Origin of the sequence: Halorhabdus sp. CBA1104 (genome assembly GCF_009690625.1) — an archaeon.
Classification (GTDB): domain Archaea; phylum Halobacteriota; class Halobacteria; order Halobacteriales; family Haloarculaceae; genus Halorhabdus.
The window spans coordinates 796,609-809,191 of sequence record NZ_CP033878.1; the positions used below are offsets into that span (position 1 = coordinate 796,609).

Sequence of the window (12,583 nt, forward strand, 5' to 3'; positions counted from 1 at the left end):
GACGATCGGGAAGAACTGCAAGACGGAATGGTCCCAGAACACGTCCGCTACAACTCAGATGAACTCAATTGTGGATGTAGATTTGCGTATCTAAAACAATACAGCTGTCGAAGCGACGTATGCAATACCGACAAATTGCGGCCCCCTCGTGCCCTGACGCGTGGCACTTTGCCATACTGGCCTGACAACTCTTCCGTATGGAGTGTTGTCTCTCGAAAAGAGCGGGACGGTCAAAAACAACGCTTTCCACGGTGACTCCCAAAGATACTCCCATCGAATATGGATCCGGGAAAGCGGGACATCATGGAAGCGACGTACGACGCGATCAGCCAGTACGGGTACAGCGATCTGACGATCCAGAATATCGCTGACGAATTCGACCACAGCAAGACGCTGATTTATTATCATTACGACGGACGAGACGAGCTGTTGGTCGACTTTCTCAGCTACATCCTCGACAGATTCCTCGACGAACTCCCCGATGAAGACGATTCGCCGAGAGAACAACTTGAGAATCTCGTCGAAACCCTTCTGCCAACGACCGTTTCCGAGGAGCCGTATCGGGTCATGTTGGCGATGTTCGAGCTTCGGATGAACGCACCACACGATACGGCCGTTCGGGACCAATACCTCGCCGTCGAAGAGACGATCACGGATCTCATCGAAGATATTCTGACACGCGGCATCGACGCCGGTGAATTCGAGGACCTCGACACGAAAGTCGAAGCCGAGTTGCTCGTCTCGTTGCTGATTGGTACGCGGACGCGTCGACTGACCGTCTATGCGCCCGAACAGTCGATCGAGCCCTTGAAAACTGCCATTGGAGCACAAATCGATCGCATCACCACTGCCGAATGTGAGTGATGTCCCGAGCAGCGAACGGACAATCACTGCGCGCTGGGTTGGCTATCTATCACGTAGCCAGGGATTGCATTACCGTTGGGTCTCACCACCATCGACTGATGTCGCCTCTCCGATAACGAGCGAGGTATCTTCCGCATACAGCCCGGTGATGACGTCTGTGGCCCCTGGGCACCACAACTTTAAATACTAACCAAGTATTTAGGATATAGTTGAAGGAAAATGCTCGAGACCAAAACAGACCGGTATCTTGCAGTCGGTGCAATCAGTGCTGTCATTTCACTACTCCTGATGCCAATTGCGGGCGTTGTCTCTATTTATAGCGGGTACAAGGTGCATGGTGAGACCAAAGAGCTGTACAGCTACTTGCTGGTCGGCATGGGGACGATCGCACTCTTGCTCTGGATCGGCTACCTCCTGACTCTTTGATCACACTCAGTGCCGTCCCCGATAGTCCGTTGTTTTTTCACTCAGTTCACTGGAGTCGGTAGCAGTCCAACGAGAGTGTAATCTGGGCACGACGTCGCTGAAAACCTCACCCGTGCAACTTCCGTCTCTCGCTGTCTTCCTGTTTGCGGTCGCCATCGGCGACGAAAATCGATCGAGTCGTGGCCACAGCAAGCACTGTGGTGACTTCTGGATCAATACACTCGGAGTTACTCATAGCGACAATCAGACCGTTTCTCGATGTGAAACGCTGTTCGGAGACTCATCAAAGAGCAATCCTCCTAGCCCTCATAGAGGTGTTCACTCGTATGCCTTCACGCTTCAACAACGACGCTGACAGTACCATACAGACGACCCAGAGTCGACGCCGATTCCTGCTCGGAATGGGCACTCTGACAGCAGCTTTGGCCGGTTGCAGCGGTGATACCAGTCAGCAAGCAACCGAGGCTCCGACCGACAACACAACCGACGACGGTCCGACGGACGAGACGCCGGTCGACGACTCCCCAACGGAGACGTTCGATCCGGCGGGCGACTTGCCCTACGGCCAGTGGTTGACGAGAGACAATCGTGGGTTGTTCTTTGCCTACGCTAATCTGGACAATTTACCCGACGATACCGTCGCTGACTCTGGTGGCTCTTCGGATCGATCCGTCGATGATCCGCTGGCTCTGTATCCGCTCGTGCTCGGTGGGGCTGCTGTCGGCATTGGCCGACTGTCGCTTTCGTATGTCGGACTCGCCCAGGCCATCAACCCCAGGGCTACGTCCGACTCGACGGTGAACGAGCTAACCATCACCAACGAGACTATAATCGCCGAGGGATCTTTCGCAACCGACCAGCTACACGACCGACTGATCGAGTCCACGGACGAAACGTTTGGCATCGCCTACGAACAAACTAGCACAGAACGGGGATACGACCGGTACGAGCCCGTTGACGTTCCCGATTCGGTAGACGATCCGCCTGCAGTAGCAGTCACAGACGAGACAGTCATCGCTGGGCCAGACGCCAGCCGACTCGACCAGACGATTGCCACCGACGTCGGGAATCGGTCCCGAATCTTCGAGACTGACGAAGCCGCTACAGCACTGCTCGAACAGGCCGGGACTGGCGATCTCGTGGTCGGTCAGTTCGGGGCGGCGACAAGTGAGCAACTCTTTGGGGACCTACAGCTCGATCCCGGCCCGCAGTTCAGGCCCCGCTCTGGCGAGAACGTGGTTGCGGCAGTGGATTTCGACGCGAGCAGCGACACGTTCGAAGCGCAGTTCGCCCTCGACGCGGCCGATCTCGGTGAGGGCAGACAAGAGACAATCGAGACGTCGTTCGGGACAGCGGCCGTCGACGACTCGGAATCGATCGACGTGAGTGACGGCCGTCTCATCGCGAGTGGTACCTACAGCGTCGAGAGCCTGGGCCTGACGAGCGCCGACAGTGCTGGAGACGAGCAACTTTCGGAGGCGGCAGCTGCAGAATTAGTCGCTCCAGACGCACTCACCTTCCAGTACGAGCCCCAACCAGACCAGCAGTTCGGGGAACTCTGGGTTACAATCACCGAAGAGACCGACGCGGCGGCGATCCGACTCGATACTGATACAGGTAATTCTACCGAAATCCGGCCCCAAGAGGGCTCTATCAGCAACGGTGATAGTATATCTGTGCCGGTCGATCAGGACGGAGACGCTGTGACTGTCTCCGTACTCAACGACGAGGGTGCAGTCGGTAAACTCACAACCCAGTCCGTCCCGACGGCCGAACTGTCCGAGGAAACAGCCAGCAAAGCGGTTCCAGAAGATGCGCTGTCGTTCACTTACGACTCACCCGACGGTGGTGAGTTCGGCTCACTCACGATCGAGGTTGTCGCAGACACCGACGCTGAGACACTTATCGCACAGCCACAGGAGGCACCTGGACTGTTCGCTGATCGCGTCGGTTCACTGGGCAGCCACGCGCCCATCGATGTCGGTACGACCCTCGAAACGGCCGTAGAGCCAGCGGGCGAGGAAGTCATCGTGTACGCGACTGTCGACGGTGCCACTGGTGTGGTTGCCCGCTGGCAAGGTCCAACGTAATCAGTCGATCCAGCTTCCGGGGTACTCATGTCCGTCGCCCACGACGTGTACCTCGACAGTGCCGCCAGCGCACGTGCCTTCCCGACGGACATACCGTCACGGGCGTACAGCGAGACTACTAACTCCCGCTTCATCGCGGACGACCGCTCCTTCTCTGAGAGCTGCAACGCGTCGTAAACGTCGTCGATTTCGATCGTCGCCATCTCTGAGAATGTGTGCGCGATTTTGAGGTTTGGCTAGCGTCTCCCGAGCGGATGACAGGCAAAGCAAGCGCTCGAAGCGGCCCATTGTATGCCTGGAACACTACCGGGCGAGTTTCTACTCGTAAGCTCGGTGGTACTGAAATCGAGTACTCCATAGGCCGGCGTTCAATAAATTTACACATCTACCAAGGTTCGCCTGCCTGTGTCAGAATGGGTATTTATCTCTAACTGATTGGAACGCGAGTCTTCCGAGCAACTGACTGGGGCCACGTTTTGGCAGGTCGCGGACGACATCCATCGTACTCGGCGGCTCACTCCCACCGATGCCGAGTTCCCAGTCTGTCTCCGATTCGAAACGGTCCACCGCGGTCTCAACGCGGTCGCGCACAGCGTCCGCGTCCATCGTCTTCACGTCGCCATCTTCCATCAGTACGTCGCCATCCACGATCACCGTCTCCACGTCAGCCGGTGCTGCGTTATTAGCCACCTGTGCTGGGATGTTGGTCAGTGGTGTGAATTTCGGCTTCTCAACGTCGAGCAGAATGATATCGGCCCGTTTTCCGGGTTCGAGGCTCCCGATCTCGTCGTCGACACCAAGCGCCTTCGCCCCTTCGATAGTGAGCATTCGCACGAGTCCCATCGAGTCGTACTGGCCGGTCGAGCGCTTGAGGTTCGCTGCGAGCCGGGCCTGCCTCGCCTCGCCGAACAAACTGTAGGAATCGTGCCAGTAGTGGTCGTCGATGCCCAGACCGACATCGACGCCCGCGGCGCGCAGTTCCGGCACCGGCGTCCACTGCACATCACCGTCTGTGTTCCAGTAGCTGAAGATTGACGGGCAGTGTGCCACCGACGCGTTCGCCTCGGCCGTCCGCTGGATGTCTTCATCATCGGCGAGCCGGAAGTGCGCGGCCACGAGCCGGTCGTCGAGGAGGCCGACGTCGTCAAGAAGGTCAAGCGAGTCTTCGGCTCCGTTCGAGCGCGCCATCGTGTTGCTCGCTTCCAGTTCGAGCAGGTGCGTGTGAACGAGTAAATCGGGGTGGTCGGCGGCGAGGTCGGCAGTGCGCTCCCACAGCGTGCGGGTACACGACCAGTCGTCGTGGGGGTCGATCGTCGCCCGGATGCGTCCGTCGAACGCGCCGTGGTAGTCATCTATGAACTCACGGGCGCGGTTGAACTGCTCGTCAACCGGGATATCCCAGAAGAGGTCCGAGAGCGCTACCCCGAAGAACCCGCGGAGACCCGCCTCGCCGAACGTCTCTGCGCCTCCGCTGGGACGGACATCCATTGAGTTGACGGTGGTGACACCACCCGTGAGAAAGTTCAGTGCCGCAAGTTCGTAGCCTGCCTCGGTGAGGTAGTCGTACTCTCCCGCAGCGATGTGGCCAAAGATGGCGGTCATCCCGCCCACCATCTCCATGAGGTTGAGGTCGCTAAACGCACCGAGCAGCGGCGTCAGTTCGAGATGAGTGTGCGCGTTGACCAGACCGGGCATCACGACGGTGCCCTCGGCATCAACGAGCCGATCGGCGTCACAGGCCCGATCACGTTCTCGTGTCGTTCGCACATCGGTGATTAGACCGTCTTTGACCACGACCGTCCCGTTCTCGTAAATTCTGTTGTCTTCGTCAACAGTCATAACCACTGCGTCGTGTACCACGAGATCCGCGTCGTTAACCGTGCCCTCAGTGTTATATTCCAACTCACCGGTAGTTACCGTCATAGTTGCAGGTAGGACAGTATGTCCGGTGAGCGTTCTGCCGGGTATCGTCATGGGGTTTTTATACCGGAGGTGCTGAAACAGGCGGTACGTCTGACGATGTCGTTGACTCGACTCCAGATTTCGGCGTCGTTGGCACCCTCGGTTCTCCCGTCGTTCTACGTCACAGTCACGGAGTCACCGGCGATCTCGCAGTTGCGGCTCGTTGACTGGAATCTCGCAGCAGAGGACGTGGCAACTGTGCTGTACGATGTTGACGGAGACACAGACGTGTTCGTCGATGCAGCTCGTGGGACCGACGGGATCGAGGACGTAACGGTACCTCCTTCTACCGGTGGCTCGGGATTCGTGCTGGTCACTGCGACCCCTGAGGCACTCCCGTTTTTCAGGACCTTTCTCGTGTTGACGGCACGGGCGGGGTTACTTGTCAGGTCCCCAGTCGTGTACAGCGACTTCGAAACGAGCGGTGAGGTGGTGGGAGACGCCGAGGCACTTCAGGCCGCAGTTGACACCGCACCAAGTACTATCGACGTGACTATCGAAGAAATCGGGTCACGCCCGTCGCTACGGACGGATCCATTGTCGAAGTTGAGCACTCGCCAGCGTGAAGCTGTTCGCCTCGCGTTTGAACACGGATACTATCGGCACCCTCGGGAGACAACACACGCAGAATTAGCCGATAAACTTGGATGTGCGCCGAACACGGTCAGCGAACATCTACAGAAAGCTGAAATGAAACTCATCAAAGCGCTCGTTTCGCAGCGTAACTCTGGGCCGTAGTATCGATTGGAACTACCATCGTTCCAAATACAGTCTCTACTAGTAGATCTGAGAGGAAGGAATCTGCCGTATTCCCGTGATATTGGGGCCGATATCCCCGATAGCTAGCGTGTGGGACACTGACTCTGGGTACGACACTATTGTACGCGTTGTATCTAACATGCGTCTCCAAAGCTGACAGTTGTCAGTCACACCGCCAGACCTCATTCCAGGCTCGTCATCATCGGCAGTGTCCGAGATCTAGCGAGAAAGAGCGGGCACTACAAGTGAATCTCATTCACCGAGAGATGGTGCCCGAAGCTCTTCATATTGCTTGGAGATGATTCTAATAGGGCACACGAAATGTACGCCCGGAACACTACCGGGCGAGTTTCTACTAGTAGACTCAGTGGGAGTGAACTAGTCGAAACAGAGCATCCGGCGACCGAGCGGTAAGGACCCGGAAGGACCCCACTTCACTCGCGCGAACGGACGTGAGCGCGAGGCCGACGAGCGACTAACGCGAGCGAAGCGAGCGACAGGAGCGAGGACAGCTTTTGGCCGAGCTTTTGCAAGTGAGCGTAGCGAGCGCTGCAAAAGGTCGTGGTGTACGCCCGGAACACTACCGGGAGAGGATCTACTAGTAGGCTTGGTGGAAGTGAAATAGATGATTTGAGGCATTTAAACCGCGGATTCCGGAATATTAGTTGGAAAGCAAGTCAATATAGCTGATCGACCTCCCGCCTTGGTGAAACCCTCAGCGACTGTCGGGAGCTTCGTGCTGCATATTGAGTGTGTAGTCAGCACGATGGCGGCGTTTAGCTGTCTATCCGGGTTGTCTAACTGTAGGTGAGGACCTTATCAGCATCCTCAACGATTCGAAGATATTCGTCCATCGATGATCGTGGCTGGAGTTCGTCTTCCTCCAACCCTCTTGAATCCAACACGTTCCACAAGCAGCCAACTCGCCTCCGTTCTGCGTGTACTTCAACAATACACCGTAGGGATTGACTTTTCGTGCTCAGCGTCGGGAGTTTCGACGCCGTCGTTGACGAGAAACGTCTCGATAACGTGTCCGGCATCGAGTGCCTTGTTTGCCAGTCGAAACGCATTCCGGACTCGTTCCGGGTCGTTGGTTTCGAGGATGATTGCGAGTTGCATCGTATTCGGGGTCTGGTTGTCCTGCCTGCTGGTTTCAGTTTCCGCGGCCGATTTCTTCGAACTGTTCGAGAGTCTCCTCGTCGCCAAGCACGGAAAGGGCTTCCGGCCCGCTGTAGGCCGTCTCGACGTCACAGAACCCCCGCGATCGCAACGCGTACGCGTCGGCGACTTCCCGCTCGTCGTCGACGACGAGTACCCGCAACTGTCCGGCGGTCTTCGACATAGTAAACGTGAATTCCCAAATATACGAGACTCGTCTCGTGAGATGCCCCGGGAGGGGTCACCGACCTGTCGTCAGTCCGAGATCAGGATCCACCCAGAGGAGTATCTCCTCGTCACGATTGACGATCCCTTCAAGCGCAGCAGCATCGTCCGGATCCCCGACAATATCGTTCTCGACCTCGGAAACTTGTGTTACACTATCGACAATCCATCCACGAGTATCCGTTTCACCGTCGGCTTCGAGAACCAGGATCCGATTTCCGAGCGTCCGATCACCGACGTCGAGGCGTTGCTTGGGATTGATTATCGTCGTCGTTTCGCCCCGCAGATCGAGGATTCCCTCGACGTGTCGTGGTGAGTCCGGAAGCGTCGTTAGCGATTCGGTGTCCGCTTCCACGATTTCGACGACGTGTTCGAGCGAGATGCAGAACTGTTCTTGATTAAGCGAGAATTCGACGACCTGTGTCGTTGCAGTCATCTTCTGTCACCTCACGAGTCAAGCGTCGCGTTCCCTGACCTCTCGATCCTGAACTGCTTGACCATTTCATGAAGTCGGTCGCTCCGATGACTCATATCTTGAGCCATCTCCGCGACCTCGTTCATCGCTGCCGACTGCTGCTCGACACCTGCCGAAACCTCCTGCATCGAACTGGAAATCTGCTGAGTGGTGGCTGAAACGTCTTCGACAGCGGCACTGACTTCTTCGGCGTTATCGGCCTGGCTTTCGACAGCACCGCTGACCTCGGCGACACCCTGACTGGTTTCCTCGATGTTCTGTTCGATATCCGTGAGCGCATCGACGACCGTTTCGACGGCGTCCGCCCCCTCGCGGATCTCGTTGTTGATCTCTTCGTACCGAGAAACGACTATCTCTGTCTGTTCCTGTGTTTCTTCGATTATTCCGGTAATATCGCCGGCTGAATCCTGTGATTCCTCGGCCAACTGCTTGATTTCGTCGGCGACCACGGCAAACCCTTCCCCGGTCTGGTTCCCATCGTCAGCGCGCGCGGCTTCGATGTTGGCATTGAGAGCCAACATGTTCGTCTGATCAGCGATATCAGCTATTACATCGGTGATCTCGTCGATCTCTTCCATACGGGATTCGAGCGAGCGGATCTCGTCTTCGAGATCGTCCGCCGCGTCGACGGCTGTGTGGATCTGGTCGACAGCATCTGTACCTTCGTCGGCACCGTCCCGTGCAAGGTCGGCCGCTTCCTCGGCCTGTGAATCGATCTGTTGCATCGTCGCGGTGATCTCTTCGATCGACGACGAAAGTTCTGCGACGTTGCCACTGGCCTCTTCGGCCTGAGTGGCCATATTTTCAGCACCGCTCGTCACTTCCTCCGTAGAGGAACTGATCTGATCGATCGAAGACGTTACTTCCTCGGCGTTGCCGCTGAGTTCCTGGCTCGTCTCTGCCAGATCGTCACCGAGATCGATCATCTCTTCGATGATCTCGTTGAGGTTCTCAACGGCCTGGTTCAGGTTCGAATTCATCGCCGCCATCTCGTCGTAAAAGGCCTGCATCTCCTCGAAGTCTTCGTCCGGTTCGGGGACGGTCGGATCTATCGTGAGGTCGCCGTCGGCGAACCGGTCTAATTTGTCCTGAAGATCGTCGAGTACCTCCTGTTGATAGGCTTCAAGTGCCTGATTCCGTTCTTGTTCCTCGATACGGTCGGAGATATCGCGGTTGATCTCGAGAGCCCCGGTAATCTGTCCTTGGTCGTTGTGGAACGGAACGACCGTTCGCTCTACCGGGATGGTAGTACCGCCAGCTTTGATCGTTTCCTGGCGTTGCTGGATTTCCTGTCCCGTGCGCAGTGTTTCGCCCACGTAGTCAGTTGCGGTGCTGTCCTGATCATGGAGTTCTATCGGTTCGCGCTCAATAGCGTTTGACTCGGTCGTATCGAACAACTCGACTGCCTGCTGATTGAGGTGTGTGATCGTTCCCTCGGCGTCGACGACGAACGTCGCCGCCTGGAATCCGTTCAAAATGTTCTGTAATAACCGCTCTTGACTGTGGTCGTCATTCGATTGTGACGCCTGAGCCGGCTCATCGGCTGCTGGCCGAGTAGTCTGGGCATCTGTCTGACTTCCAAGAAGCGTTACCAGGGTTTCAAACATCTATATTAGCCATAGTTGTCGAACCGTATGAGCCTACCCGATAACGGATTAAACATCAGTTGACCGGCCGTAGTAACATGTTAACCCGCAAGATTCAGAATTGATACTGATTGGGAACCGGTTGCTCATACTGCCGGCTGTAAGTTCGTAAAGATATTTGCTACCCCGGAGTGGCGAATTCCTTCAGTTTGTTACAGCCGGCAGTATCAGGGACGCCTACCGAACGGGCGTGTCGGCTTCGAAAATCGATTCGAACACCGTTCGGTATGCTGCTTGTAGATGATTGTACACCGCCGGTTTCGAGATGTCGAAGTTGTCGGCGATCTCTCCGAGCGTCACGTCCCGAGGCGTCTCGAAGAATCCGGCGTGATAGGCGGTTTCGAGGATTTCCCGCTGACGATCAGTGAGACGGTCTTCCACATCCGTGTCCTCTCCAACGAACGAACGAGGTTGCTGTTTCTGTGAGACGACATCGACATCTTCGTACCGGGAGTGTAATGACTCGACGATCGGTCGTGTCGAAGCGGACATTCGTACGTGAACCCGGCAGGTGGTTTCCGAGGGAGTCGAAACTGCGTCGGCCATACCCCTTCCGTGTTGTTCGACCACTGACGACAGGAAGGGGCGCTGGCACGTGAGCGTGAGACGGTTCTGCCCTTCATTTCCGAGCCGATTGGCTGCGAGTATGTCACTGATATCCGTTGCCGCATCATAAACCGTCGCTGGATCGCCGTCTTCAACAGTGACGAGAATACGGACCGTCTCCGGATCCCGCTCGATCACTGTCTCGTACCTGATTCTACTTTCCGTCGTCGCCGCCAAGCGCTGGACCGGATAGGTCGCCCACTCACCTGTCACTTCGAGTTCAGTCAGCCATTCTGACTCTCCGGTGCGAAGTTCGAGCATTCGATTGCGGTTCACGAGGAAAGACCCAACAATCCGGAGGAACGTCTCGAGCGACTGTCCGAAGGCGTCAGTTTCCCTTGCACAGACGGTAAGCACACCGTACAGAACGTCGTCATAGACGAGCGGGATACTCAATATGGAACGAAAGTCAGCGGAGAGTGCGGTTTTTGCCCACTCCTCGCGTTTGACTCGGGACGGTACGTCCGAGACCGCAATCGGTTCGCGCTGGGCCGCGGCACGCTCGGATGGTGGCAGTTCTGTCTGGTTCTCCGATCCGACCGAGTCGAGATACTCGCTCCCGTCACCGGCCCATTCCGTCGGTGAAAGAGCGGTCGTGCCATCCCTCGGACGACCGATCCAGACGAAGTCGATCGGGTCGAGACCGAGCAATTCGTCACACGTGTTCGTCTCGATCTCCGCTTTCGTTACGCCGTTGCCGAACATTTGCTGGAGCGACTGTGTCGTCTCGATCATGTCCCGCAAGCTGTCGATCGTGTCCTGTTTTGTAGAGAACTTCTCATTAAGTTCCGAACGAGCACGAGCGCTCCACAGGCTGTCGGACGCGGATTTCGCGTTTGCGGCCGCTACTTCGACGAGTTCTGTATCGACCTGGTCGAACGGAGTTCGCCCCGCGTTGATCGCTACCGCGACACCGAATTCACCGATAGGGACAGCCAGTAACTGGTTGTGTGTTCCATCCTCGAACGCTTCGGCCTGGATCGCGACGTCCTCAGAAGTAACCGATTCGTCGTGCTGAAACGCCCGCCAGACTGGATGGTCACTCGGGAGAACCTCTCCCAGGATGCTCGCGTCGTCTGTGAGTGTCGAGGAGACAGATTGGGGCCTGAGTGAACCAGTGTCGTCGTCGAACCTCATAACGCAAGTGTGGTCGAACTCGAACGCTTGTTCGAGAAAGCTGTCAAGGTACGCTATGACGTCGGACTCCGAACGTATCGGATACAACTCCTGTGTCGCTGCGTGGAGTTCACGGAGGATCCGCGCTCGCTTTTCGTACTGATCAGTGATGTCTTTCTGTGCACCGACGACTTTGACGACAGCATCGTCCTCGAAAACCGGTTCGCAATGAGTGCGCACTCGACGGATGTCGCCACCGGGAGTGGCGATACGAGCCTCGATGTGGAAGGAATCGCCGCCGTCTGCAGCCTGTTCTATAGCCGTACGGACTTTTTCCCTATCTTCTGAAATATAGAAATCAAGCACTTTCTCGATAGTCGGTTCGAAGTCGTGATTGACCCCGTGAATTTGATACATCTCGTCGGTCCACGTGACAGCTTCTGTCTGTAGATCGACTTCCCAGCCACCGACGTTTGCGACCGTCTGGGTCTGATCGAGGCGTCTCTGACTGCGTTTTAACTCTTGTTCGCGTCGTCTTCGATCGTCGATATCGATGTGAATACCGACCGCACGAACCGGCTCTTCCCCATCTCGTTCGGCCACTTTCCCAACGGTTCGGATCCACTTCCAGTCGTCTGTCGCCGTTCGTAACCGGTGCTCAACGTCGTAATGGGGTGATTGCTCCTCTACGTGGCGGGAGAGGGCCTTTTTTACGTCGTCGAGATCGTCCGGATGGACACGTTGTTCCCACACCTCGAAACACGAGTCGAGTTCCTCAGGCGTGTATCCGAGCATCGTCGCCCACGTTTCGTTGAACTCGACATCGTCAGTTCGCATATCCCAGTCCCAAATGCCCAGATTTGCCCCTTCGACGGCAAGTTCGAGACGCTCTTTGAGGGTCTCGATCCGTGCTTCGCGTTCCTTGCGTTCAGTAATTTCCCGGGTTGATCCGACGATGTATTCGACCGTACCGTCGATCACGACAGGTGCGATTTTCGTCAACCAGTGGGTTTCCCTGTCATCGAAGACCAGGTCTTCTTCGTACTCGACGGGTTCCCGACGTTCGATACATTCGCGGTAGTGTGCTTCGACTTCGGCCCCCTGTTCGTCGCCAACGATCTCCCGTGGCGTCTTTCCTTCGATCGTCCCTGTGGCGACGTCACTCTGATCTTCGTAGGCGGGATTGACTCGCTTGATCGTGTACTCGTCGTCTCCGACATCCACGACGAACGTGCCGTCCTGGTTGTGTTCGAAGA

General features: G+C 56.6%; 11 protein-coding genes and 1 pseudogene. 4 read left to right on the forward strand and 8 right to left on the reverse strand.

Annotated elements, in window-relative coordinates; all coding sequences use genetic code 11:
• Window positions 1–279 precede the first annotated feature (279 nt).
• Window positions 280–864 carry a TetR/AcrR family transcriptional regulator gene (locus Hrd1104_RS04115; RefSeq protein WP_229770530.1) on the forward strand — a complete coding sequence of 195 codons (585 nt, stop codon included), beginning with the start codon at window positions 280–282 and terminating at the stop codon, window positions 862–864.
• 219 nt (window positions 865–1,083) lie between these two features.
• A complete protein-coding gene (locus Hrd1104_RS04120) occupies window positions 1,084–1,290 on the forward strand; it encodes a hypothetical protein (RefSeq protein WP_154551560.1) in 207 nt (68 codons plus the stop codon).
• 106 nt (window positions 1,291–1,396) lie between these two features.
• On the opposite strand, the gene Hrd1104_RS13425 is transcribed toward Hrd1104_RS04120, so the two are convergent.
• On the reverse strand, window positions 1,397–1,525 hold the full coding sequence (locus Hrd1104_RS13425) for a hypothetical protein (RefSeq protein ID WP_255470251.1): 129 nt from the start codon (window positions 1,523–1,525) through the stop codon (window positions 1,397–1,399).
• Between the two features lie 91 nt (window positions 1,526–1,616).
• On the opposite strand from Hrd1104_RS13425, the gene Hrd1104_RS13240 reads away from it, so the two are divergent.
• Window positions 1,617–3,380 carry a hypothetical protein gene (locus Hrd1104_RS13240; protein ID WP_229770531.1) on the forward strand — a complete coding sequence of 588 codons (1,764 nt, stop codon included), beginning with the start codon at window positions 1,617–1,619 and terminating at the stop codon, window positions 3,378–3,380.
• 104 nt (window positions 3,381–3,484) lie between these two features.
• Here the strand turns inward: Hrd1104_RS13240 and Hrd1104_RS13550 are convergent.
• Together Hrd1104_RS13550 and Hrd1104_RS04130 are read right to left on the reverse strand one after the other, a co-directional pair.
• Window positions 3,485–3,583 (reverse strand): annotated as a pseudogene (locus tag Hrd1104_RS13550) (UPF0175 family protein); the annotation flags it as partial.
• Between the two features lie 205 nt (window positions 3,584–3,788).
• Entirely contained in the window at window positions 3,789–5,219 is a 1,431-nt protein-coding gene (locus tag Hrd1104_RS04130) for an amidohydrolase family protein (RefSeq protein WP_229770532.1), read from the reverse strand.
• 180 nt (window positions 5,220–5,399) lie between these two features.
• Between Hrd1104_RS04130 and Hrd1104_RS04135 the strand changes: the two genes are divergently transcribed.
• Window positions 5,400–6,080: a helix-turn-helix domain-containing protein gene (locus Hrd1104_RS04135; protein WP_154551563.1), complete on the forward strand. Its 681-nt coding sequence runs from the start codon at window positions 5,400–5,402 to the stop codon at window positions 6,078–6,080.
• Window positions 6,081–7,046: 966 nt separating this feature from the next.
• Here Hrd1104_RS04135 and Hrd1104_RS13250 read toward each other — a convergent pair.
• The 5 genes from Hrd1104_RS13250 to Hrd1104_RS04160 all read right to left on the reverse strand — a co-directional run bounded on the left by Hrd1104_RS13250 (window position 7,047) and on the right by Hrd1104_RS04160 (window position 12,551).
• Window positions 7,047–7,220: a hypothetical protein gene (locus tag Hrd1104_RS13250; protein WP_229770533.1), complete on the reverse strand. Its 174-nt coding sequence runs from the start codon at window positions 7,218–7,220 to the stop codon at window positions 7,047–7,049.
• Window positions 7,221–7,254: 34 nt separating this feature from the next.
• A complete protein-coding gene (locus tag Hrd1104_RS04145; protein WP_229770534.1) occupies window positions 7,255–7,443 on the reverse strand; it encodes a hypothetical protein in 189 nt (62 codons plus the stop codon).
• Between the two features lie 57 nt (window positions 7,444–7,500).
• Complete coding sequence (locus tag Hrd1104_RS04150; RefSeq protein WP_154551564.1) at window positions 7,501–7,920, reverse strand: chemotaxis protein CheW; 420 nt, start codon at window positions 7,918–7,920, stop codon at window positions 7,501–7,503.
• 11 nt (window positions 7,921–7,931) lie between these two features.
• Window positions 7,932–9,434, reverse strand: a complete 1,503-nt coding sequence (locus tag Hrd1104_RS04155) for a methyl-accepting chemotaxis protein (RefSeq protein WP_195837628.1) — start codon at window positions 9,432–9,434, stop codon at window positions 7,932–7,934.
• 348 nt (window positions 9,435–9,782) lie between these two features.
• Window positions 9,783–12,551 carry a PAS domain-containing protein gene (locus Hrd1104_RS04160; RefSeq protein WP_154551566.1) on the reverse strand — a complete coding sequence of 923 codons (2,769 nt, stop codon included), beginning with the start codon at window positions 12,549–12,551 and terminating at the stop codon, window positions 9,783–9,785.
• Window positions 12,552–12,583 lie beyond the last annotated feature (32 nt).